The sequence below is a fragment of the Alphaproteobacteria bacterium genome, from assembly GCA_015231795.1.
GTDB lineage: Bacteria > Pseudomonadota > Alphaproteobacteria > Rhodospirillales > WMHbin7 > WMHbin7.
In genome coordinates, this window is sequence record JADGAX010000006.1 from 135,699 (window position 1) to 156,838 (window position 21,140).

The following is a 21,140-nucleotide window of genomic DNA, read 5'->3' on the forward strand; positions in this document are numbered from 1 at the left end:
TCAAAGACAGGAATGCAAAGCGCCTGCCATAGTCAGTCCATTGATTTTAAAAGATTTTCAAAAGCAACCTGCGTCACATTCCCGACAAACCTGACGCCAGGGCGCTCTTGGCGGAAAAATGGCATTGAAATCGCCAACAATTTGCCCGCTGCTCAGGAAATGTCCTATAACGGGGGCAGTTGGGGTCAAGCCGCATGAAGCCTCTCATGTCAAAAGACGCATCGCCGCACATACCGGCTCGCCGCCTGGCGTTGCTGACGGGAATGCTGTTCGCGCTGGCCTTCAACATCCTGCTGGGCGCTTGGCTGATCGGCCTTTACCAATCGATGCTGGAGAGGGGACGGGCCACCGCCGAAGGCTTGATCGCCGTCTTCAGAACCCATACCGAAAGGATTCTGGGCGAAATCGACCGCACGGCGCTGGAATTCAGGAACTTTCCCGTAAAGCTCGACCCAAGCGAGCTTGAGCGGATCATGCTCTACAAGCGGGAACAACAACCGGCCATCTTGAACATCTTCCGCCTGAATGCGCGCGGAGAAATCACGACCTGGACCGGCGGGGACTGGCGGCCCGAAGTGTCGGACCGCCCCTATTTCACCAAACATCGCGACAATCCTGAACTCGAGCGTTTCGTCGATGGCCCGCTGCGCTCCCGTCTTTCGCCCACGAAATGGTTTTTAAGCCTTAGCCATGGCGTTAAAACGCCAAGGGGCGCCTTCGACGGCTCGATCGTCGTCACGATCGATCTGGTCAATCTGGCGCAGGAATACCAAGCCATTCTGGATACGCCCGGCGCCTCGGTCGTCATGACGGATTTGAAGGGGCGCGTTCTGATGCGCCAGCCCGAGGTGGAAGGTGCTGTGGGCACCATACTTCCCTCCTTCCAGGGAAGAGAAAACGGCTATCCGGAATTGACGCATTGGACAGCCCTTTCGCCCATCGACCGGCAGGAGCGACTGATCGCCTTTCGCAATCTGCCGGGCTATCCGCTGAGCATCGGCGTCACGCTGCTTAAAAGCAAAGTCCTGAGCGGCTGGTACACCTACCTTGCCCTGGCCCTATTTCTGTCGCTGGCCGTGACCTCGGCCACGTTCCTGGCCAGTCGGCGCATCGCAGGCTCGTTGGCCAGGCGCGAGCACGCCATTCGGCGCCTGCGCGAAAGCCGCGCCATCGTCACCGCCCAGCTTCAGTACCAGCAGACATTGCTCAACGCCATTCCGGTTCCCATCGCGACCAGCGACACCAATGGCGTCTTCATCCAGTGCAACAACGCCTTTTTGCGCTGGACCGGCCATTCGGTCACCGAAGTCCTGGGCCGAACCTGCCAGGACATTCTGCCCGCCAACGTCGTCGAGAAATACCGGCAGAGTTTCGAAGATCTGTTGGACGCTGGCGGACAAATTCAGTTCGAGACAGCCTGGGCGGATCGGCATGGCACCGAGCGCAGGGCCGTGGTCTATCGCACGGCGCATCAGGGCATTGAAAGGCTGGGATCGGCGGTCATCAGCATCGTCATCGACGTCACCTCGCAAAAACAGATCGAGGACGAGTTGAAGCGCTCGAACGCCGAGCTTGAGCAGTTTTCCTACGCCATCTCGCACGATCTACAGGAACCCTTGCGCATGGTCTCCAGCTATCTGGCGCTGGTGGAGCGGCGCTACAAGCAGGTGCTGGACAAGGACGGGCTGGAATTCATCGACTTCGCCGTCGATGGCGCCAAGCGGATGAGCGGCATGATTCAAGGCCTGCTTGAATATTCCCGCGTCAACCGCAAGGGCCAAAGTTTCCGCCCCGTCGATCTGGCCCAAGCCGCGCAGGACGCCATGGTCAATCTGGCCCTGGCGATCAGCGAAAGCGCAGGCACGGTCGATGTGCAAAGCCTGCCCACGGTCAATGGAGATCCGGGACAATTGATGCGCCTGATGCAAAACCTGATCGGCAACGCGCTGAAATACCGAAAGCCCGACGAGCCGCCAAAAGTGACCATCTCGTCGGCGCGCCAAGACGATCACTGGACGATCACGGTGGCCGACAACGGCATCGGCATCGCGCCGGAAAATACCGACCGTCTGTTCAAAGTGTTCCAGCGCCTGCATTCCAGAACGCAATATGAAGGCTTCGGCATCGGACTGGCCGTGTGTCGGCGCATCGTCGAACGCCATGGCGGGCGCATCTGGGTGGAAAGCGAAACCGGGCAAGGATCGCGCTTCATCTTCACCCTGCCCGCTTTGCCCAAAGCCGCCGATGCCTGAACTGCCCGAGGTCGAGACGGTCGCCCGCGGCCTAGCCAAGATTCTTGAAGGCAAGACGATTGAAAAAGCCTTGGTGCGCAGGCCCGATTTGCGCCTGCCCTTTCCAAAGGGCCTGGCCGCCAAGCTGAAGGGGCTTCGCGTCCTTCATATCGGCAGGCGAGCCAAATATGTCCTGATGCATCTTTCAAATGATCTTGTGCTGCTGATCCATCTTGGCATGTCGGGGCGCATTCTTCTGGGGCAAGGAACGGTTCCCACGGGCAAGCACGCCCATTTCGTCTTGCTGATGCAAGACGGCGCCTGGGCCTGTTTGGAAGATCCCAGAAGGTTCGGCTGCGTCGATCTACTCGATGCCGACAGCCAAGACAGGCATCCGCTGTTGGCAGGGCTTGGCCCCGAGCCGTTCGATTCGAAACTGGACGCCCGGTTTTTCATGCAGCGGCTGGCCCGCAAGAAGGGGCCGATCAAGCCCGCCTTGATGGATCAGGCGCTGATCGCCGGGATCGGCAATATTTACGCTTCGGAAGCGCTGTATCGCGCCCGACTGTCGCCGGAGCGACCCTGCAACAGCCTGACGGAACAGGAATGCGAAGCCCTGCTGCAGGCCCTGCGCCAAGTGCTGGAAGAGGCCATCGCCAGCGGCGGCTCGACCTTGCGCGATCATGTGCGCCCGGATGGGGAATTGGGCTATTTCCAGCATCATTTCGCCGTTTACGCTAGGCAAGGAGACCCATGCCCCCGCTGCAAGTCAAAAGCCAAGATCCAGCGCATCTTGCAAGCGGGCCGCAGCAGCTTCTATTGCCAGCGCTGTCAGCGGTAAGGTAGAAACAGGGCATGAAATGGCTTGCCCTTCCCGCCCTGCTTCTCGCCCTCAGCGCCCCGGCACTGGCCGAAGGCGGTTTTTTGTCCGGCATCAGCGATCTGCCCCTGATGCAGGGCTTAAGCGAAGACGCGCAGGCGGCCTTGGTGTTTGAAACGCCCGAGGGACGCATCGCCCAATTCGCCGCCAAAGGCCAGGTTTCGCCAGACAGCATCCGGCGCTTTTACGGCGACACCCTGCCCGAACTGGGATGGACGCCCAAGGGCCAGGGCCGCTTCTGGCGCGAGAAGGAAGAACTGCGCTTGATCGTAAAATCGCTTCCAGCAGGCCATTCAGAAGCCCGCTTCGAACTGACGCCCATTAAATCCAAATAAAAACCACCAGGAGATACGCCATGAGCTATGAGAACATCATCGTCGATACCAAGGGCCGCGTCGGCCTGATCACGCTGAACCGTCCCAAGGCGATGAACGCGCTGTCCAGCGCTTTGATGATCGAACTGACCAAGGCGCTCGATGGCTTCGAAGCCGACCCGGAAGTGGGCTGCATCGTGCTGACCGGCAGTGAAAAGGCCTTCGCCGCCGGAGCCGACATCAAGGAAATGGCGCCCAAACAATATATGGACGTCTATCTCGAAGATTTCATCACCAAGGATTGGGAGCGCGTCACCCGCTGCCGCAAACCGGTGATCGCCGCCGTGGCGGGCTATGCGCTGGGCGGCGGCTGCGAACTGGCCATGATGTGCGACTTCATTCTGGCCGCCGACAACGCCAAGTTCGGCCAGCCGGAAATAGCGCTTGGCATCATTCCGGGGGCTGGCGGCACGCAACGCCTGACGCGTCTGGTCGGCAAGTCGAAGGCGATGGAAATGGTGCTGACCGGGCGCAACATGGACGCCGCCGAAGCCGAGCGCGCCGGCCTGGTCAGCCGCGTCATTCCGCTGGCGGACCTGCTGGAAGAGACCATGAAAGTGGCCGAGCGCATCGCCGCGATGTCGCTGCCTTCGGCCATGATGGCCAAGGAATGCGTGAACCGGGCGTTGGAAACCACCCTGGCCGAGGGCGTGCGCTTCGAGAGGCGTCTTTTCCATTCGCTGTTCGCCACGCAAGACCAGAAGGAAGGCATGGCGGCCTTCGCGGAAAAGCGCGCCGCCGACTTCAAGCACCGTTAACGCCAAAGGCCGGGCGGCGGCTCCATCTTGCATGGAGCGCCCGCCTTGGCTATGGTCGCTCAACTTCGGCCTGGGGAAAAGTTCATGGATGTCGTGCTGATACCGTTGGTCGGTCTGATCAATATCCTGATCGAACTGTATATCTACGCGCTGATCGGCGTTGTGATCCTAAGCTGGCTGGTCGCCTTCGGCGTGGTCAACAGCTACAACCAGTTCGTCGCCACGGTGCAGCGTTTTTTGAACCGCATCACCGAACCGGCCCTGGCCCCCATCCGGCGCATTCTGCCCGACCTGGGCGGCGTCGATCTGTCGCCCATGGTGCTGATCCTTGGCCTGTGGTTCTTCCAAGGCATGCTGGGCCGACTTGTCTCCCGTCTTTTGTGATCCCCTGCCCGAGGGCTTGCGCCTTTACGTGCGCCTGACGCCCAAGGCGCGGGCCGAGCGCATCGAAGGCGTGATGGAGGATGGCGACGGGCGCTGGCGACTGAAGATCGCCATCACGGCCCCGCCCGAAGACGGCAAGGCCAATGCGGCGCTGATCGCCTTTCTGGCCAAGCGGCTGAAAATTTCCAAATCCTCGATCGATCTGGATATTGGGGCCACCAGCCGCTTGAAGACCCTGATTCTTAGCGGAGACACGGACGAACTAGCCGCCAAACTGGCCGCCCTGGCGGGGTAAAATTGAGGTCAGGTGGGATCGACTCAGTGACTCTGACCCCAATTTCCAGCTGACCCCAATTTCCAGACCCCAATTTCCAGACCCCAATTTCCACCAATTTCCCAATTTCCCTATCCCAACCATTTAGCCCGCAAACGGCGCATTAACGTCCTTGAAATAAAGCCAATTTTTTCAGAAATTATTATCAAGCCAAAATAACCGATTGATGTACCTACTGCATAAGCAATTCCAGATCGACACAGTGATAATTCTTCTGCGTGTGACATTAGATCGCTAAAGTACAAAGCATGCATGATTAGCATTAAGCAGACAACTAATACCAATAAGGCTAATAGTTCTTTATTCTTTTTACAAATCAACCCCCTGTCATTATAACCAACAGCAAATGCTATAACAGACATAACAATACCGACATTAATTAGCAATAATGACATAAGTACAATTGGCACAGCCTCACTTCCGCATGAATTTATAATACTAAACGCCTTAATCGATTGCCCTGTAATAAATAAATCTGCAAGAAAATATGTGCTGTACATAATATATATTAAGCCACTTAATGCCGGCGCTTAAAAATATGGCAGAAATTATATTTATTAATGCTGGAGACAGCATTAATGCTCTAATCACATAACTAGAGCCAAAATTATCGATTCTTTTTATAACTCCTTCCCGTGGCGAAATTGGGAAATTGGGGTCAGAGTCGATTTATGACCCAGCACCTCGGCGGGTCCATTGGGCTGACGCAGGGACGTTGGTTGGGCTGGCGGCTGTGCCGCCTCAACAGCTTTGGCCTCAGTTTGCTCGGCGGATTTATCTTTTGAACGAACCTTGCCGGACATGCAGATCCCCCGATGAACACATGCTCAACCGCCAGAGATCGCCTATTCCACTCGGAATAAGGCACCTCTTTTCAGCGCATATATGGTCCCGCAGGTAGGCTTGTTTTTGTTTGATAAGCTGGATTTGAACTCTAGCCAAAGCCCCAGATGAGTCAATGGCGAGAAATGGGTGTCCATTTTCATCCGTCTGTTGTCAGTTTAACGACGATCAAGGCCTGCCAAAGATCAAGCCCCTATCCTCCTAATCATCATGACCCTGCTGATCCTGTCCATCGCCCTGTTCCTGGCCCTGCATATCCTGCCTTCCCTGCCCGGCCCACGCGCTCGTCTGGTGGGTTGGCTGGGCGAGCGGCGCTATCTGGCGGCCTATGGCCTTTTGTCGCTGGCCCTGCTGGTCTTGGTGGGATTGGCCTACGCGCAGGCCGAAAGCATGCCGCTGTGGGACATGCAGCTTTGGATGCGCCACCTGACCCTGGCCCTGATGCTGCCCGCCTGCTATCTGCTGACCGCAGCCTTCACGACGCCCAATCCCTATTCCATCGGCATCGGCGGCAAGGGCTTCGATCCTGACAATCCCGGCCCCTTGCGCCTCACGCGCCATCCGCTGCTGGCGGCGCTGGCCTTGTGGGCGGGCGCGCATCTGCTGGCCAACGGCGACCTTCCCTCGCTTGTCATGTTCGGCTTTTTTCTGCTGCTGGCCCTGGCGGGTTTTCCGATGATGAAGGCCAAACGGCGGGTAGAGCCATTTCCCCGCAAACCGCTGCGCTTTTCCGATATCGGCTTATGGCGGATCGCGCTGGCGGCGGCACTTTACGCGCTGCTGCTCTGGGCGCATCCCCATGTGATCGGGGCCGATCCTTTAGGCTGAGGCTCCTCGACGTCTCTCGTGGATTTGCCAATCTTTCAACACATCGTCATGCCCGGCCTTGAGCCGGGCATCCACGCCTTGCCTTCCGGTGCTTATGTAAGAAAATCGTGGATGGCCGGGTCAAGCCCGGCCATGACGGAATAAATACATCCGACTAATTCCACTTTCAGCGTCGAAAAGCCTAGGCTGAGTACGCCTTGACCATCTGGCGCTGCTGGCCCAGCCCCTCGACCCCCAGCGTCATCACATCGCCTGGGCGCAGATAGCGCCCGCGCTTCAAGCCCACGCCGGCGGGCGTTCCGGTGGTGATCACGTCGCCGGGCTTCAGGGTCAGGAAACGGCTGACATAGGAAATCAGGAAGGCGACCGGGAACACCATGTCGCAGGTGCTGCCGTTTTGCATGCGCTCGCCGTTCAGGTCCAGCCACAGTTTCAAATTCTGCGGATCGGCGATGTCATCGGCCGTGACCAGCCAGGGACCCAGCGGGCAGAAACTATCCGCCGACTTGCCCTTGATCCACTGACCGCCCTGCTCCAGTTGAAAGGCGCGTTCCGACACGTCGTTGCAGATCAGGTAACCGGCCACATGCGACAAGGCCTTCGCCTCGCTCACCTGAAAGGCGGGGCTGCCGATCACCAAAGCCAGTTCCACTTCCCAATCGCCCTTGATGGCGCCGGGCGGCAGAATGACCGGATCGTTAGGCCCGGAAAGCGACCCGGCGGCCTTGCTGAACAGCACAGGCTCGTCAGGCAGGGCCATGCCCGCCTCGGCGGCATGGTCGCGGTAATTGAGGCCGATGGCGAAAATGTCGCGAATGCCGGAAACGGGAACCCCCAGACGCACGCCATCGGGGGCCAGAGGCAAGGTTTCTGGATCGATGGCGCGCAAGTCGCTTAAGGATGATGGCGACAGGTTCTCAGGGCGGATATCGCCCAGATGGGCCGACAGATCGCGAAGGAGGCCCTTGGCGTCGATCAGGCCGGGCTTCTCGCCGCCCGCATCGCCAAAGCGCGCCAATTTCATGAAGCACTCTGGCTCTTGAGAAGGGCCTCGAATTCCGGCCCCGGCACCGGCCTGCCGAACAAATAACCCTGGGCCAGTTCGCAGCCCTGGCGGATCAGGAATCCCTTCTGCGCTTCGTTCTCGACGCCCTTGGCGACCACCTTGCGCTTCAAGGAGCGGGTCAGACCGATAATAGCCGACACCATCTTCGCCTCGTCTCCCGGTTCCTTCACGTCGCGCAGGAAGGAATGGTCGATCTTGAAACATTCGGCGGGCAGACGGCCAAGCTGGGCGATCGACGAAAAGCCAGAGCCGAAATTATCGAGCGCCAGATGCACGCCCAGGGCCTTCAACCGTTCCAGCCCCAGCATGTCGCGATGACCGGCGGGAACCAGGGCGGATTCGGCCAGATCGACTTCGACGGCGTTGGGCGAAAGTCCGCTACCTGTCAATAAGGCGGCGAATTTCGCGACGAAGGCTTCGTTCTCCAACTCCTCGTCGCCCAGATTGAGAATCAACCCGACCTGATAGCCCGCCTTTTGCCAGCCAGCCACTTGGGCGATGGCTTTTTCGGATACGCGCACAGCCAGTTCGGGCATCATGCCCGCTTGGCGCACGATATCCAGAAACGCGCCGGGCTGGGCCAACTGACCGTCGGCTTGACGCCAGCGCACCAAAGCCTCGGCGGCGGCGATCTTGCCGTCTGGCAAGGCAACCACCGGCTGGTAGTAAACTTCGATCTCGTCGCGCTCCAAGGCCTCGGCCAGTTTGCGCTCCATCACCAAACGTTCGATGGCCCGTCCGTTCAAATCGTCGCAGAAGAAACGGGCGTCGTTGCCGCCCATGCGCTTGGCCTTGTACATGGCGGTATCGGCCGCCTTGTAAAGCTGAACCGCCTCCAACCCATCATCGGGATAAAGGGCGATGCCGATGCTGCCGTTCAGCTTGATGGCGTTGCCTTCGATGTGGAACGGTTCCTTCAATGTATCCAGGGCTTTTCTGGCCACGGTGGCGGCGATGCGAAAATCGTCGATGTCCTCGACCACCAGCAGGAATTCGTCGCCCGAGATGCGGGCCACCGTGTCGCCCTGGCGCACGCACAGCGTCAGCCGTTCGGCCAGACGTTGCAGCAGCACGTCGCCCACCGGATGGCCGAAGCGCTCGTTGATGCTTTTGAAGCCGTCGAGATCGAGGAACAGCAAAGCCACCTTGAGCGCCGCCCGCTTGGCCCGGGCCAGGGCGCGCTCGATGCGCTCTTCGTACAAGATGCGATTGGCCAGCCCGGTCAGGGGATCGTGATTGGCCAGGAAGGTTAAACGTTCCTCGTTTTGCTTGCGCGCCGTGATGTCGTGGAAGACGGCGACGTAATTGACGATTTCGTCGCGCTCGTTGCGCACGGCGCTGATGTCCAGCCAGCAGGGAAAAACCTCGCCCGATTTCCTGCGGTTCCAAAGCTCGCCCTGCCATGCGCCCGCCGAAGCCAGCGCAGCTTCCAGACGTTCGAAGAATTCATGGGAATGACGGCCCGAGGCCAGTAGATTGGGCGTTTGGCCCACGGCTTCATGGGCCTCGTAGCCGGTGATGCGCGAGAATGCCGGATTGACCTGCAAGATCACCCGCTTGGCGTCGGTTACGAAAACGCCTTCGCTGGCCGCCGCGATGACCCTGGCGTCGAGGCGCATGCGCTCTTCCAGCTTCTTGCGCTCGTCGATGTTTTCCACGATCGCCAAGCCCAGCTTGGGCTGGCCCTGCGCATCGCGAACCAGCGACAGGGAAAGGCGGCCCCACAAGGTGGTTCCGTCCTGACGCAGGAATCGCTTTTCCTGGCTGGCATGGTCGCGCCGCCCTTCGATCAGTTCGCTGGCCAGACGCGTGCTCTCCGCCGCGTCGTCGGGATGGGTGAACTGATCCGAGGTGCTGCCCAGCATTTTGCCGGATTCATAGCCCAACATGCGTTCGATGGCGTGATTGGCCGCCACCAGCTTGCGGTCGAAACCGAACAAGGTGATGCCCAGCGCCGCCTGCTCGAAAATGGCGCGGAACATCGATTCGCTTTGCTTGAGCTTTTCTTCGGTGCGGCCGCGCTCGATGGCGTAACGGATGGCGCGCTGCAAAGCCTCGGCGCCGCCCCAGCCCTTGACCAGATAATCCTGAGCGCCCTGCTCCAGGGCGTCGAGCGCCATGCGGTCGTCGGAATTGCCGGTCAAGATCACGATAGGCAGGCCGGGGGCCGCCGCCATTACGCGCTTTAGCGTATCCAACCCCAGTGAATCGGGCAGGCCAAGATCAAGCAGGGCGACGTCGAAACGTTCTTGGGATAGCAATTGCAGCGCATCGCCCAGCCGGGCGGCCTCGCTGGCCTCGAAAGGGACCGGACTTTCCGACAGCATGACGCGGACCAGCCTAGCGTCGCCCGGATTGTCCTCGACCATCAGCACGCGCAATGGGCGTGTCCCCGCCGGTCCCGAAGCGACCGGCCCAATCGCACCGGTTTCGGCAGACGACGGCATGTTCAGCGTGGAGGCAGTTTGACGGTCTGACACCAGAACCCCTCGATCGTTTTGACCACGTTGATGAACTGGTCAAGATCGACAGGTTTGGTGATGAAGCAATTGGCGTGCAGTTCGTAGCAGCTCATGACGTCCTGCTCGGCCTGCGAGGTGGTCAGAACCACCACGGGAATGCGACGAAGCTGGGGATCGTTCTTCACCTCGGCCAGCACCTCGCGCCCATCCTTGCGGGGCAGGTTAAGGTCGAGCAGGAGAAGGTCGGGCCTTGGCGCATCGCTATGCGGGCCTTCCCGCTTCAAGAAAGCCATGGCTTCGACGCCGTCCTGCGCCAGATGCAACTGCACCTTCGCCCCGCCTTCGCGCAGAGCTTCAACTGCGAGACGGGCGTCACCCGGGTTGTCCTCAACTAAAAGTACATTCACCATTATATCCCCGGTACCGTCCTTATTATTTTCATACTCCCATACAATAAGACACGACATGACAAATCTCCCAGCCTTTTTTTCTTATTCTTTACTCGCCCCCTAAAATCCCATTCGCCAAGCAGGGCGGCTCCTGGCGGGGATCGCTGGACGTGTTGCATTTTGCAAACATGTAACTGCTGCAAATTGCAAATAACATACTGATTTTCCAAGATATTTCTTGTTACATCACCACTCCATCATATAAGTTCTTTCCACAATTGACTTTGCACAAGCGCAAGGCGGGGCTTCCGGAAAGTCGGGAACCCCATGGAGAAGGATATTTTCGATGGCAACACCATCATCCGTCGTCACATCGCAGAATCTACGTACCCTCCTTCTGGGGGCGGTTAGCTTGATTCTTTATGTCGTCTTGTTTTCGAACGAAGCGGCCATCCTGGAACTCAGCCTGTCCGGCGGCTGGGGCTTTGTGGTCCCCATCGCCATCGCCTTCCTGTTTTCCTTCGTCCACGGCGCTTTCACGGGCGGCTTCTGGGACATGCTGGGATTGAAGGCGCAAACCAGAAAGGAACCCAAGCGTTGGAGCAAGTAACTCAGTTCATCGCCCTTGATTGGACGGGGATGACCGGCCTGTTTCTGGTCGGGTTCGTGGGCGGCATGGTTTCCGGCTTCATCGGTTCGGGCGGCGCCTTCGTGCTGACGCCCGCCATGATGACCATGGGCGTGCCCGGCATCGTCGCCGTGGCCAGCAACATGTGCCACAAATTTCCCAAGGCGCTGGTGGGGGCCTATAAGCGGGCCAAATACGGTCAGGTCGATGTGAAGCTGGGGCTGATCATGGGCGTTTCAGCCGAGGCGGGCGTGCTGTGGGGCGCGCATCTTCAAGAACTGATCAAGGCCGCCTTCGGCGACACCGGATCGAACCTTTACGTCAGCTTCGTCTTCGTGGTCACCCTGGCCATCGTCGGCACTTTCGTGCTGAAGGACGCCTATAAACAATACAAGCTGGGACCGGCGGGCAATGACGAGAAGCCCACCAAGTTCGCCCTGTGGGCGCGCACCATCAACATCCCCGGCACCATGGTCTATTTCAAAAGCATCGACGCCAAAGTGTCGTGGTTGGTTACCGTGCCGATGGGATTCTGCACCGGCCTGTTGGCCGCCACCATCGCGGTGGGCGGCTTCATCGGCGTGCCCTCGATGATGTACGGGCTGGGCGTTCCCTCGCTGATGGCCTCGGCCACCGAACTGGTCATCGCCTTCGTCATGGGCCTGGGCGGCAGCATCAAATTCGCGCTGTCGGGTTATGTCGACATCCGCTTGGCAATGATCATCCTGGCCGGATCGCTGTTCGGCATCCAGATCGGCGCCATCGGCACCACCTATGTCAAACCCTTCATGATCAAGCTGGTCATGGGGCTGATCATGGTAACCGTGCTGTTCTCGCGCCTGTTCGTGATCCCGGTCTATCTCAGCCAGTTGGAGATGATCGCGCCCATGAGCGCCGAATTGTCGAACGCCTTGAAGTCGATCAGCTTCTGGATCATGGTTTTTGCCCTGTTCATGGGCGCCTCCGTCATCTTGAAGGCGATCTGGAGCGGCATGAAGGAAAGTCGGCAACTGCAAGCCGCATAGGGAGAATGCGTCATGATGGATCAGCTGTCGCCCACCGGGCGTTTCGAGCGCATTTTGCTGGCCACCGACGGCTCGGAATTTTCCCTGGGCGCCGAACGCGTAGCCATCGAGATGTGCGTCAAGAGCGGCGCTTCGCTCACCGTGACCACTTCGGTTCTGTCCAGCCCCGAATTCGACACGATGGGGGCCGCCGACGCCATGGCCCAGAAGGAAGCCGAGGCTGAAGCCAATCTGAACCGGATCGAGGCCGAAGCCACCAGCCGTGGCATTGCCTGCAGCAAGGTCATCCGCTTTGGCGACGATCCCTACAAGGACATCCTGGCCGAATCGGAACATATCAATGCCGACCTGATCGTGGTTGGGCGCAGAGGACGGCGCGGCCTGGCCCGCCTGATGCTGGGCGACGCCACGCTGAAGGTGATCTCGATGGCCAAATGCAGCGTCATGGTGGTGCCCAAGGCGGCCAGGATGTGGCAGAGCCGGGTGTTGCTGGCGACCGACGGCTCGCGCTCGTCGGACGCGGCAGCCGTGGCGGCGGGGCGCGTCGCCCATTGCTGCCAAACCCCCGTCACGGTTTTGTCGGTGGAAGTGCCCGGCCATTCCGCCGAGCGCCAGGCCGAAGCGCGCCAGATCGTGCAGCGCGTGGCTAGGCTGTTGAAGGAAGGCGGCGTCGAGGCCGAACCGCTGGTCGAGCGCGGCGACACGCATCATGTGGTGCTGGACGCGGCGCGCGAGAAAGGTTGCGACCTGATCGTCATGGGCAGCCATGGACGCACCAGCCTGGGCCGCCTGCTGCTGGGCAGCAATTCCGAACGCGTCATCGGCCGGGCCGAATGCCCGGTGATGGTGGTGAAGGGCGGCTGAAATGCAACGCCCCTCGCATCCCACCCGTTGTTCCTAAACATGTGGCGCAGCAAAGCCGTGCTGGGCAAAATGGAAATCAAACAGTATTACGGCATTACCCATTGCCTTGACGCTGAGTTGGCGCTGAGTTGCGAAATACAGGGTCGGATTTGAAATCGCTTTGGTTTTTGTCGCCAAGATCGCTGCGGCAAGAACCAATCGCTTACCCATTTCACGGGTGCCAATGATGTCGGCGAATTTTGCGACCAAGTCATCAACCGGCAACCCGTTCGAATCAAGTGCCGGAGCGTTACCACCAAGCATATTCACGCCGCATCCAGCTTCTCGGCCAGCCAGACCTTAATCAGAGACTGATAGGGGACGTCGCGCTTGTTGGCAGCGGTCTTGATGCGTTCGAGCAAATCCACCGGCAACCTCAGCGAAATCGCCTTGGTCGAAGGCATCAGATTGGGCATGCGCACGCGGCTTGCCTTGCTCCAATCGACATGCCCGCTCGAATCATGGCTTTCCCAATAGGCCCGCTCCTCGGCCTCGTTTTTGAATTTGGGCAGTAGATTACGTTTCTTGTTCATAGCGGCCTCGTTCTTTGCGATGCATGTCCCTGGCAGAGATCACGCGTATTCTGGTTCCACCTTCCCGAAGGGTGAAGGTGACATGCAGCAGGCGTGCTTCATGGGTGATGCCCAGCGCATGAAATCGCGTCTCGTCCTGACTATGCCGTGAATCGTCAACGACCAGCAGGGGCTCGTTGAAGAAAATCTGCTCAGCCTCGCTTTGGCTGACGCCATGCTTGGCAGCGCTTTTGCGGGCGTTACCCTCATCCCACTGAAATCCGATCAGCCGTTCGAAATCGATCATTCGTGTATATTGCCATGATATACACGAAAACTCAAGAGCCAACAAAACCGGCTGATGCCGCTTCCCCCACCGCCGCCCACACTTTGTCCAACTGCGCTTCTGAAATGCAGTAAGGCGGCATGAGGTAGATGGTGTTGCCAAGCGGGCGCAGCAGAACGCCCGAGGCGATGAAACGCTCGTACAATTTGGGGCCGATGCCCGCCAGATAGCCCTGGTCGGAAACCTTCACATCCAGGGCGGCGATGGTTCCCAACCGGCGCACCCGCTCGAACCGCGTATCGTTCTTAAAAGCCGCCAGACGTTTCTCCTGCATTCTGCCCAGCGCTGCCACGCGCTCCAACACAGGTTCCGTCTCCCACACATCCAGATTGGCGTTGGCCGCCGCACAGGCGATGGGATTGGCGGTGTAGGAACTGGAATGGAAGAAGGTCTTGGTTCGATCTTCGGAATAATGCGCTTCAAAGATATCGGCACGGCACAAGGTGGCGGCCAGCGGCACGGCGCCGCCGGTGATGCCCTTGGCCAAACACAGGATATCAGGCGAAATCCCCGCCTGCTCGCAGGCGAACATTGAACCGGTGCGTCCAAAGCCGGTCATCACCTCGTCGGCGATGAACAGCACGCCGAAACGTTCGCAAATGCGCTTCATCTCGGCCAGCACTCTGGGCGCATAGATCAACATGCCGCCCGCCCCCAAGATCAGGGGTTCCACCACGAAACCCGCCACATCGCCCGCCTTGCAGGCCGCTTCCAGCGCATCCAGACAATCTTGCTCGCATCCCTCGGATGGGAAGGGAATATGCGTCACCTGAAACAGCACCGGCTCGTAGGCCTGCGTGAACACGCCCCTGGCGCCCACCGACATCGTGCCCACCGTGTCGCCGTGATAGCCGCCCGCCAGCGCCAAAAATTTAGTGCGCGTCTGGCCCCGGTTGCGCCAATAGCCCAGCGCCATCTTCAGCCCCACCTCAACGGCGGTGGAGCCGCTGTCGGAAAAGAAAACATACTCCAATCCGGCGGGGACGATTTTCACCAGCCGCGCGGCCAAACGTTCGGCCTGTTCATGCGTCAGCGCGGCGAAGATCGTTTGATCGAGCTTGGCGGCCTGATCCTGGATGGCCTTGACGATTGGCGGATAGCAGTGCCCATGCGTGATCACCCACCAAGACGAGATGGCGTCGATCAGTTCAGCGCCATCGGCGCAGCGCAACACCACCCCCGTGGCGCGCTCGATCAGCGGCATCTTTGGATGCAGCGCATGCTGGGTGAAGGGATGCCAGACCCGCGACGTCATGGTACAAAATTCCGCATGTCGAAATTCTCACCAATGGCCTTGGCCAGGTTTTGCGCGGTCAGCGGATCAAGCCAGGGCAATCGCCCCAGGCGCATAACAGCGCCGAAATCGCAGATGCTTTGCTCGCTCGCCTCATTGGCCTCGCCGATGAAGACCATGCCCAAAACCGAAACGCCCCGCGCCCGCAAGGCTTCCAGGCTCAGCAGGCTGTGATTGATGGTGCCAAGCGTCGTGCGGGCGCACAAGACCACCGGCAATTTCCAGCGCTGCAGCAGATCGGCAAACAACCGTTGACTGGAAAGCGGCGTCAGCACGCCGCCCGCCGTTTCGATCACCAACGGGCTGGCATCGGGCACGGCCAGCCCATCGACATCGATCTGAAGTCCATCCCTGGCCGCCGCCAGATGCGGCGATAGGGGCAGGTTCAGGCGATAGGCCTCGGGCAGAATCTTGGCACCCATGCGGGCGGCGAAAGCGCTGTCGGTTTCGCCCTCCAGCCCCGCCTGAACGGGTTTCCAATAGCAAGCCTTGAGCGCGCAGGCCAGCCCGGCGGCGAAGACCGTTTTTCCGATGCCGGTATCGGTGCCCGCGACAACCAGCTTCATGGCGACCAGACCTGGGCCAGATCATCCAACATGCGCCCCATGATCTCTTCATCCACATGCAGCGTGATGGCCAGACGCAGGCGCGACGTGCCCTCGGGCACGGTGGGCGGGCGGATGGCGCGGATATCATGGCCCTTGGCCTGCAGCTTTTTCGCCAGCGCCACGGCGGCGTTGGGCGCTCCCACGATGATCGGCTGAATCTGCGTACCACTTGGCGTGATGCCAATTTTTCGCAAGCGCTGTCCGGTGAAATCCACCAGGGCCGCCAAACGTTCCCGTCTTTGCGGTTGTTCCTGGCACAGCTTCAGGCTGGCCCGCACCACCGAAGCCATCAAGGGCGATGGGGCGGTGGCGAAGATGAAGGGCCTTGCGCGGTTGATCATATAGTCCTTCAAAGGCTTGGCCAGGCAGACCAGCCCGCCCATGGCCCCCAGCGCCTTGCCGCAAGTATGCAGGCAAATCACGTTCTCGGCCCCTTCAAACGCCGACGTCAAACCGCGCCCGCTTGGCCCCAGCACGCCGGTGGCGTGCGCCTCGTCGATCACCAGCATGGCTTGATGGCGGCCCGCCAATTCCATCAATTGGGCAAGGGGGGCGACGTCGCCGTCCATGCTGTACAGGCTTTCCACCGCCAGCCAGACCCGCCCCCTGCCCTTATGCGCCTTCAACGCATCCTCGAAAGCCTGCGGATCGTTATGGGCGACGGATTGGCGCTCGGCCCGGCTCATGCGCATGCCGTCATGCACGCTGGCATGGATCAGTTCGTCGTACAAAATCAGGTCGCCCGCTTGCGGCAAGGTGGCGAACAGGGCGCTGTTGGCGGGAAAGCCCCCCCCGAAATAGATCGCACTTTCGGCGCCGAAGAAACGGGCCGCCTCTTCTTCCAACGTTTCATGTTCTTGATGATTGCCGCGCAAAAGGCGCGAGCCGCCCGCCCCCACCGGCACGCCCTGCGCCAAAGCCGCCTGAACCGCCTGGGCAAGCTCGACCGATTCGGCTAGGGCCAGATAGTCGTTCGAGGAGAAATCATGGCCCAGCCTGGGGGCCAGCGCCCTCAGCCGCCCATCATGCTCCAGGTCCGACAGAGCTTTTCGATAGATTTCCAGCATGCCGATCAGTTACTGGAAAAGCGGCCAACGGTCAAAGATTACTGCCCGCCGACGATCTCGCCGCCCGCTTGCGCCCAAGCCATGATGCCGCCCGACAGGCGGTTGATCTCGCCCGCATAGCCCGAAGAGGCCAGCAGCATGGCCGCCATGCCGCAACGCGCCCCGCTGCGGCAATGGATCAGGATCTTCTTGCCTTCCGCCACCTGGGGAATGGCCGCCGGATTGAAGCGAGACAGCGGCAAAAGGCTGGCTCCCGGGATATGTCCGGCCAGAAACTCGTTTTCCTCGCGCACATCCACCACCACGGCCACGCCTTGGCGCACCCAATCCTGGGCCGTCTGGGCGTCGATCATCTGGATATTGTCGAAAGCCGGAGCCTGTGAAGCGCCAAGATACTGTCTGAACATGGAGGAATGCACCGGTCTGTGGTTTGGATATATATTAGGTAGTTCTTATATTGTAGTCTGTCAAGACCTACCCGCCCTTCATGTGGGATGGGCCGGACCAAAAACAAGAAGGGCGGCCTGCCTTGAGACCGCCCCTCGTTCCATCTGCAAGACGGCGCCTTATTTGGGCGCCATCACCATGACCATCTGACGGCCTTCCATCTTGGGGAACTGTTCGATCTTGGCCAATAGATCAAGCTCGTCCTTCACCCGATCCAGGACCTTGACCCCCAGTTCCTGATGCGCCATTTCGCGGCCCCGGAAACGCAAAGTGACCTTCACCTTGTCGCCTTCCTCCAGGAACTTCTTCATGGCCCGCATCTTGACCTGATAGTCGTTCTCGTCGATGCCCGGACGCAGCTTGATCTCTTTGATTTCGATCACTTTCTGCTTCTTGCGGGCCTCGTTCTTCTTTTTCTGTTCCTCGTATTTGTACTTGCCGAAATCGAGGATTTTGCAGACAGGTGGCTCGGCATTGGGCGACACCTCGACCAGATCGAGTCCGGCCTGCGCAGCCTTTTCCAGAGCTTCACGGATTTGAACGACGCCCAGCATTTCACCGTTCTCATCGACGAGTCGCACGCTGCGTGCGGTAATCTCGCCGTTAATGCGCGGCCCATCCTTAGAGGGCGGCGCGGGCAGTGGTCCTTTAACGATCAGAAACCTCCATCGGTTGCGTTAAACATTCGGCGCACGATCCCGTTACGCCACGTCCCGCCGGATATCGGGCGGGGTCGATTCCGCCTTAAGCATAGCCACAGCCTCATCAAGCGCAAGCACTTCTTGCTTCTCGCCGCCCAGTCGGCGCAGGGCCACCTGACGGTTTTCGGCCTCGCGCTTGCCGACTACCAGCATAAACGGCACTTTTGCCAGTGAATGCTCGCGGACCTTGAGGTTGATTTTTTCGTTGCGCAGGTCGACGTCCGCCTTCAGGCCAGCCTTCTTGAGCGCCCAACGCACCTCTTCGGCATAGGCGTCGCCATCGCTGGTGATGGTGGCGACCACCGCCTGGGTAGGGGCCAGCCATGCGGGCAGCCTGCCCGCGTAATTTTCGATCAGGATGCCGGTGAAGCGCTCGAGCGAGCCGAACAAGGCCCGGTGCAGCATGACCGGGCGGTGCTTGGCTCCGTCCTCACCCACGTAATTGACGTCGAAACGCTCGGTCAGGTTCATGTCGACCTGCAGCGTGCCGCATTGCCAATCGCGCCCGATGGCGTCCCTGAGCACGAATTCCAGCTTGGGGCCATAGAAAGCGCCCTCGCCGGGATTCAGCGTGTAGGCCAGCTTCATATGGTCCAAGGCGCCCTTCAGCGCCGCTTCCAGCTTGTCCCACACATCGTCGGAACCGATGCGTTTTTCGGGCCGGTCCGAGAATTTGATGCGCACCGCATCGAAGCCGAAATCCTTGTAGATGTCCAAGATCAGATCGACCACCTTCTTGCACTCGTCTTCCATCTGATCGAGCGTGCAGAAGATATGGGCGTCGTCCTGGGTGAAGGCGCGCACGCGCATCAAGCCGTGCAAAGCGCCCGAAGGCTCATAGCGATGCACTTTGCCGAATTCGGCCATGCGCAAGGGCAGGTCGCGATAGCTTTTGATGCCTTGCGCGTAAACCTGAATGCCGCCCGGGCAGTTCATGGGCTTGACGGCATAGATGCGCTCTTCCTCGCGGTCGGGAAAGAAGCGGGTGAAGAACATGTTTTCGCGGAACGTGTCCCAATGGCCGCTGGTCATCCACATCTGGCGGTCCATCAGTTCGGGCGTGTTGATTTCCACGTAACCCGCCTCGTCCTGCCGGCGGCGCATGTAATCCATCAGCGTGCGAAACAGGGTCCAGCCCTGGGGATGCCAGAAGACGGCCCCCGGCGCTTCTTCCTGGAAGTGAAACAGGTCCATCTCGCGGCCCAGGCGGCGATGGTCACGCTTTTCGGCCTCTTCCAGCATGGTGGTATAGGCGGTCAGCTCTTTTTCGCTGGCCCAAGCAGTGCCGTAAATGCGCGACAGCATGGCATTCTTGGAATCACCCCGCCAATAAGCGCCCGCCACTTTCATCAGCTTGAAGGCCTTGCCCAACTTGCCGGTGCTGGGCAGATGCGGGCCACGGCACAAATCCATCCAATCGCCCTGGCGATAGATGGAAATCGGCTGACCATCCGGGATGGCGGCGATCAGTTCGGCCTTGTAATGCTCGCCGATGCTTTTGAAATGAGCGACCGCTTTGTCGCGCTCCCACTCTTCGCGCACCAAGGGCAGATCGCGGTCCACGATCTGTTTCATGCGCTCTTCGATCTTGGGCAGATCTTCCAGCGTGAAGGGCGTGGCGCGGGCGAAATCGTAATAGAAGCCGTTCTCGATGGCCGGGCCGATGGTGACTTGCGTTCCAGGGAACAGTTCCTGCACCGCCTGAGCCATGACATGGGCCGCGTCGTGGCGGATCAGTTCCAGCCCCTCGGGGTCCTTGGCGGTCACGATGGCGACCTTGGCGTCGCTTGCGATGCGGGTTGAAAGATCGACCAGCGTCCCATCCAGCTTCAGGGCCAGGGCGGCCTTGGCCAGACCAGCGCCAATGCTGGCGGCCAGTTCGGCCCCCGTCACAGCGCCATCGAAGGAGCGGACGGAACCATCGGGAAGGGTAATCGCAACCATGGGCGGAACTCTTGATTTAGAAGGGCTTCAGGACCGCGCAGAGTAGTCCCTTTGGCCGCTCTGTCAAGATTGGGAGGGATATAATTCAAGCCGCGCGGGGCTTCGACCCGTCTTCCCAGGACATCGCCTTGCCGGTGGCTAGGCGATAGGCATATTCCGGGGCCAAGGCAAAACCGCAAGGCCAAACGACCGTGGGCCATTCGTCCAGCCCCACCCGCTTGAATTCGGCAAGATCGTTCAAAGGTTCGGCCCCAGGGGCGCTTTTAACAATCTGGGATAAATCGGCAACACCCTCGTCTCCGTTGCTGAAGCTCATCTTCAGCCGGTAACCATCGAGATAGCTGACCTCTCGAACGGACAGAGGCATTGCCAAGCTCCTACACCAACGGGGCGACAGCGTGGAATCGCTTGCTGGCCCACATTTCAAGCAGTTCATCTTGATGCAATTCCACCCATTCCGCAATCAGGCCCCGCACCCGGGCGGGCAAGCGGCCATCCAGAATGTTCATGGTCCGCAGTTCCACCACGGCCATGAATTCGTTGTATTTCACATGGATATGGGGCGGGTTGTGCTCGTTGAAATACATGAAGATCACGATTCCCAGAAAGCGTGATATTTCAGGCAATGCGCATTTCCCGCTTTAATTGCTTGTCCAGCCTACGTAGAATTGATTGCCTGTCAAGGCAGAAGGAAAGAAATGGGACCAATATACCCGCTTACTCACCTCTGTCGGCGACCACCAAACAGCTTTTCCCGTCCATCACCAGCCGCAGCCGCTCTCAAAAAACACTCTCATCGGGGCTGAACTGGCGCTTGGGGTCCTCGATCTCGATCACCCACTGGTCGGGGTCGATATCCAAGCTGCGGGCGATGTAGGACTCGGTTTTTTCCTCGGGCACCGGATCGTTGCCGGTGGCCTTCATCCAGCCCGAATGCCCCGCCCCGTCCTGAACCTGCGACAGGATGGCGGCGGTGCCGTCAAGATATGTCAATTTCAGAAGAATGCTTCCGGAATCGGCATCGCCACGTTTGCGCACGACGACCGCCGTTGCCGAACGGTCCAACCGCCACAGCAGCGCCTGCACCCACAAGCCGCTTTTCACCCGCGCCATGCC

General features: G+C 59.7%; 27 protein-coding genes. 10 read left to right on the forward strand and 17 right to left on the reverse strand.

From position 1 onward, the window contains the following. Nucleotides 1-206: 206 nt before the first annotated feature. The 6 genes from HQL44_13390 to HQL44_13415 all read left to right on the forward strand — a co-directional run bounded on the left by HQL44_13390 (nt 207) and on the right by HQL44_13415 (nt 4,922). Complete coding sequence (locus tag HQL44_13390) at nt 207-2,252, forward strand: PAS domain S-box protein (GenBank protein ID MBF0269572.1); 2,046 nt, start codon at nt 207-209, stop codon at nt 2,250-2,252. Then, the gene (mutM, locus tag HQL44_13395; GenBank protein ID MBF0269573.1) at nt 2,245-3,072 is read left to right on the forward strand and encodes a bifunctional DNA-formamidopyrimidine glycosylase/DNA-(apurinic or apyrimidinic site) lyase; all 828 of its coding nucleotides are present in this window, start codon (nt 2,245-2,247) and stop codon (nt 3,070-3,072) included. The genes HQL44_13390 and mutM overlap by 8 nt, the downstream gene beginning before the upstream one ends. Before the next feature lie 14 nt (nt 3,073-3,086). After that, nucleotides 3,087-3,446 carry a hypothetical protein gene (locus HQL44_13400; protein ID MBF0269574.1) on the forward strand — a complete coding sequence of 120 codons (360 nt, stop codon included), beginning with the start codon at nt 3,087-3,089 and terminating at the stop codon, nt 3,444-3,446. A 20-nt stretch (nt 3,447-3,466) separates the two neighbouring features. Beyond that, a complete protein-coding gene (locus HQL44_13405; protein MBF0269575.1) occupies nt 3,467-4,243 on the forward strand; it encodes an enoyl-CoA hydratase in 777 nt (258 codons plus the stop codon). 84 nt (nt 4,244-4,327) lie between these two features. Then, nucleotides 4,328-4,627: a YggT family protein gene (locus tag HQL44_13410; protein ID MBF0269576.1), complete on the forward strand. Its 300-nt coding sequence runs from the start codon at nt 4,328-4,330 to the stop codon at nt 4,625-4,627. Nucleotides 4,628-4,631: 4 nt separating this feature from the next. Further along, complete coding sequence (locus HQL44_13415) at nt 4,632-4,922, forward strand: DUF167 domain-containing protein (protein MBF0269577.1); 291 nt, start codon at nt 4,632-4,634, stop codon at nt 4,920-4,922. 110 nt (nt 4,923-5,032) lie between these two features. Here HQL44_13415 and HQL44_13420 read toward each other — a convergent pair whose 3' ends face one another. Further along, on the reverse strand, nt 5,033-5,461 hold the full coding sequence (locus HQL44_13420; protein ID MBF0269578.1) for a hypothetical protein: 429 nt from the start codon (nt 5,459-5,461) through the stop codon (nt 5,033-5,035). 120 nt (nt 5,462-5,581) lie between these two features. Next, nucleotides 5,582-5,764: a hypothetical protein gene (locus HQL44_13425; GenBank protein MBF0269579.1), complete on the reverse strand. Its 183-nt coding sequence runs from the start codon at nt 5,762-5,764 to the stop codon at nt 5,582-5,584. Nucleotides 5,765-6,014: 250 nt separating this feature from the next. On the opposite strand from HQL44_13425, the gene HQL44_13430 reads away from it, so the two are divergent. After that, nucleotides 6,015-6,632 (forward strand): NnrU family protein, encoded by a 618-nt coding sequence (locus HQL44_13430; protein ID MBF0269580.1) that lies wholly within the window; start codon nt 6,015-6,017, stop codon nt 6,630-6,632. A gap of 181 nt (nt 6,633-6,813) precedes the next feature. Here the strand turns inward: HQL44_13430 and HQL44_13435 are convergent, their stop codons facing one another. Genes HQL44_13435 through HQL44_13445 form a run of 3 tightly spaced genes read right to left on the reverse strand, consistent with a single transcriptional unit; the run spans nt 6,814 to nt 10,570 of the window. Beyond that, complete coding sequence (locus tag HQL44_13435; protein ID MBF0269581.1) at nt 6,814-7,656, reverse strand: fumarylacetoacetate hydrolase family protein; 843 nt, start codon at nt 7,654-7,656, stop codon at nt 6,814-6,816. Continuing rightward, nucleotides 7,653-10,178, reverse strand: coding sequence for an EAL domain-containing protein (locus HQL44_13440; protein MBF0269582.1), 2,526 nt, complete (start codon nt 10,176-10,178; stop codon nt 7,653-7,655). Before HQL44_13440 ends, HQL44_13435 begins: the two co-directional genes overlap by 4 nt. Further along, nucleotides 10,148-10,570, reverse strand: a complete 423-nt coding sequence (locus HQL44_13445; protein MBF0269583.1) for a response regulator — start codon at nt 10,568-10,570, stop codon at nt 10,148-10,150. Before HQL44_13445 ends, HQL44_13440 begins: the two co-directional genes overlap by 31 nt. Nucleotides 10,571-10,895: 325 nt before the next feature. On the opposite strand from HQL44_13445, the gene HQL44_13450 reads away from it, so the two are divergent. Genes HQL44_13450 through HQL44_13460 form a run of 3 tightly spaced genes read left to right on the forward strand, consistent with a single transcriptional unit; the run spans nt 10,896 to nt 13,066 of the window. Next, entirely contained in the window at nt 10,896-11,159 is a 264-nt protein-coding gene (locus HQL44_13450) for a hypothetical protein (protein MBF0269584.1), read from the forward strand. A gap of 29 nt (nt 11,160-11,188) precedes the next feature. After that, on the forward strand, nt 11,189-12,202 hold the full coding sequence (locus HQL44_13455; GenBank protein ID MBF0269585.1) for a sulfite exporter TauE/SafE family protein: 1,014 nt from the start codon (nt 11,189-11,191) through the stop codon (nt 12,200-12,202). A gap of 12 nt (nt 12,203-12,214) precedes the next feature. Beyond that, nucleotides 12,215-13,066, forward strand: coding sequence for a universal stress protein (locus HQL44_13460; protein ID MBF0269586.1), 852 nt, complete (start codon nt 12,215-12,217; stop codon nt 13,064-13,066). A gap of 33 nt (nt 13,067-13,099) precedes the next feature. On the opposite strand, the gene HQL44_13465 is transcribed toward HQL44_13460, so the two are convergent. The 12 genes from HQL44_13465 to HQL44_13520 all read right to left on the reverse strand — a co-directional run bounded on the left by HQL44_13465 (nt 13,100) and on the right by HQL44_13520 (nt 21,137). Beyond that, nucleotides 13,100-13,375, reverse strand: a complete 276-nt coding sequence (locus HQL44_13465; GenBank protein ID MBF0269587.1) for a hypothetical protein — start codon at nt 13,373-13,375, stop codon at nt 13,100-13,102. Further along, a complete protein-coding gene (locus tag HQL44_13470; protein ID MBF0269588.1) occupies nt 13,372-13,638 on the reverse strand; it encodes a BrnA antitoxin family protein in 267 nt (88 codons plus the stop codon). The genes HQL44_13465 and HQL44_13470 overlap by 4 nt, the downstream gene beginning before the upstream one ends. Continuing rightward, the gene (locus tag HQL44_13475) at nt 13,622-13,924 is read right to left on the reverse strand and encodes a BrnT family toxin (protein ID MBF0269589.1); all 303 of its coding nucleotides are present in this window, start codon (nt 13,922-13,924) and stop codon (nt 13,622-13,624) included. The genes HQL44_13470 and HQL44_13475 overlap by 17 nt, the downstream gene beginning before the upstream one ends. A gap of 31 nt (nt 13,925-13,955) precedes the next feature. Beyond that, entirely contained in the window at nt 13,956-15,218 is a 1,263-nt protein-coding gene (locus HQL44_13480; GenBank protein ID MBF0269590.1) for an adenosylmethionine--8-amino-7-oxononanoate transaminase, read from the reverse strand. Continuing rightward, nucleotides 15,215-15,823 (reverse strand): ATP-dependent dethiobiotin synthetase BioD, encoded by a 609-nt coding sequence (gene bioD / locus HQL44_13485; protein MBF0269591.1) that lies wholly within the window; start codon nt 15,821-15,823, stop codon nt 15,215-15,217. Before bioD ends, HQL44_13480 begins: the two co-directional genes overlap by 4 nt. Then, nucleotides 15,820-16,932, reverse strand: coding sequence for an 8-amino-7-oxononanoate synthase (locus tag HQL44_13490; protein MBF0269592.1), 1,113 nt, complete (start codon nt 16,930-16,932; stop codon nt 15,820-15,822). The genes bioD and HQL44_13490 overlap by 4 nt, the downstream gene beginning before the upstream one ends. Nucleotides 16,933-16,970: 38 nt before the next feature. Beyond that, nucleotides 16,971-17,339, reverse strand: coding sequence for a rhodanese-like domain-containing protein (locus HQL44_13495; protein ID MBF0269593.1), 369 nt, complete (start codon nt 17,337-17,339; stop codon nt 16,971-16,973). 159 nt (nt 17,340-17,498) lie between these two features. Next, nucleotides 17,499-18,020, reverse strand: a complete 522-nt coding sequence (locus tag HQL44_13500) for a translation initiation factor IF-3 (protein MBF0269594.1) — start codon at nt 18,018-18,020, stop codon at nt 17,499-17,501. Nucleotides 18,021-18,080: 60 nt separating this feature from the next. Next, nucleotides 18,081-20,024 (reverse strand): threonine--tRNA ligase, encoded by a 1,944-nt coding sequence (gene thrS / locus HQL44_13505; protein MBF0269595.1) that lies wholly within the window; start codon nt 20,022-20,024, stop codon nt 18,081-18,083. Between the two features lie 85 nt (nt 20,025-20,109). Then, nucleotides 20,110-20,391 (reverse strand): DUF2442 domain-containing protein, encoded by a 282-nt coding sequence (locus tag HQL44_13510; GenBank protein ID MBF0269596.1) that lies wholly within the window; start codon nt 20,389-20,391, stop codon nt 20,110-20,112. 10 nt (nt 20,392-20,401) lie between these two features. After that, complete coding sequence (locus tag HQL44_13515) at nt 20,402-20,650, reverse strand: DUF4160 domain-containing protein (protein ID MBF0269597.1); 249 nt, start codon at nt 20,648-20,650, stop codon at nt 20,402-20,404. A gap of 154 nt (nt 20,651-20,804) precedes the next feature. Beyond that, nucleotides 20,805-21,137 carry a DUF1491 family protein gene (locus tag HQL44_13520; GenBank protein ID MBF0269598.1) on the reverse strand — a complete coding sequence of 111 codons (333 nt, stop codon included), beginning with the start codon at nt 21,135-21,137 and terminating at the stop codon, nt 20,805-20,807. Nucleotides 21,138-21,140: the final 3 nt, after the last annotated feature.

Coding starts and splice junctions, on each gene's coding strand:
- HQL44_13390 (MBF0269572.1), top strand. CDS start 207: ATGTCAAAAGACGCATCGCCGCACATACCGGCTCGCCGCCTGGCGTTG.
- mutM (MBF0269573.1), top strand. CDS start 2,245: ATGCCTGAACTGCCCGAGGTCGAGACGGTCGCCCGCGGCCTAGCCAAG.
- HQL44_13400 (MBF0269574.1), top strand. CDS start 3,087: ATGAAATGGCTTGCCCTTCCCGCCCTGCTTCTCGCCCTCAGCGCCCCG.
- HQL44_13405 (MBF0269575.1), top strand. CDS start 3,467: ATGAGCTATGAGAACATCATCGTCGATACCAAGGGCCGCGTCGGCCTG.
- HQL44_13410 (MBF0269576.1), top strand. CDS start 4,328: ATGGATGTCGTGCTGATACCGTTGGTCGGTCTGATCAATATCCTGATC.
- HQL44_13420 (MBF0269578.1), bottom strand. CDS start 5,461: ATGTACAGCACATATTTTCTTGCAGATTTATTTATTACAGGGCAATCG.
- HQL44_13425 (MBF0269579.1), bottom strand. CDS start 5,764: ATGTCCGGCAAGGTTCGTTCAAAAGATAAATCCGCCGAGCAAACTGAG.
- HQL44_13430 (MBF0269580.1), top strand. CDS start 6,015: ATGACCCTGCTGATCCTGTCCATCGCCCTGTTCCTGGCCCTGCATATC.
- HQL44_13435 (MBF0269581.1), bottom strand. CDS start 7,656: ATGAAATTGGCGCGCTTTGGCGATGCGGGCGGCGAGAAGCCCGGCCTG.
- HQL44_13445 (MBF0269583.1), bottom strand. CDS start 10,570: ATGGTGAATGTACTTTTAGTTGAGGACAACCCGGGTGACGCCCGTCTC.
- HQL44_13450 (MBF0269584.1), top strand. CDS start 10,896: ATGGCAACACCATCATCCGTCGTCACATCGCAGAATCTACGTACCCTC.
- HQL44_13455 (MBF0269585.1), top strand. CDS start 11,189: ATGACCGGCCTGTTTCTGGTCGGGTTCGTGGGCGGCATGGTTTCCGGC.
- HQL44_13460 (MBF0269586.1), top strand. CDS start 12,215: ATGATGGATCAGCTGTCGCCCACCGGGCGTTTCGAGCGCATTTTGCTG.
- HQL44_13470 (MBF0269588.1), bottom strand. CDS start 13,638: ATGAACAAGAAACGTAATCTACTGCCCAAATTCAAAAACGAGGCCGAG.
- HQL44_13475 (MBF0269589.1), bottom strand. CDS start 13,924: ATGATCGATTTCGAACGGCTGATCGGATTTCAGTGGGATGAGGGTAAC.
- HQL44_13480 (MBF0269590.1), bottom strand. CDS start 15,218: ATGACGTCGCGGGTCTGGCATCCCTTCACCCAGCATGCGCTGCATCCA.
- bioD (MBF0269591.1), bottom strand. CDS start 15,823: ATGAAGCTGGTTGTCGCGGGCACCGATACCGGCATCGGAAAAACGGTC.
- HQL44_13490 (MBF0269592.1), bottom strand. CDS start 16,932: ATGCTGGAAATCTATCGAAAAGCTCTGTCGGACCTGGAGCATGATGGG.
- HQL44_13495 (MBF0269593.1), bottom strand. CDS start 17,339: ATGTTCAGACAGTATCTTGGCGCTTCACAGGCTCCGGCTTTCGACAAT.
- thrS (MBF0269595.1), bottom strand. CDS start 20,024: ATGGTTGCGATTACCCTTCCCGATGGTTCCGTCCGCTCCTTCGATGGC.
- HQL44_13510 (MBF0269596.1), bottom strand. CDS start 20,391: ATGCCTCTGTCCGTTCGAGAGGTCAGCTATCTCGATGGTTACCGGCTG.
- HQL44_13520 (MBF0269598.1), bottom strand. CDS start 21,137: ATGGCGCGGGTGAAAAGCGGCTTGTGGGTGCAGGCGCTGCTGTGGCGG.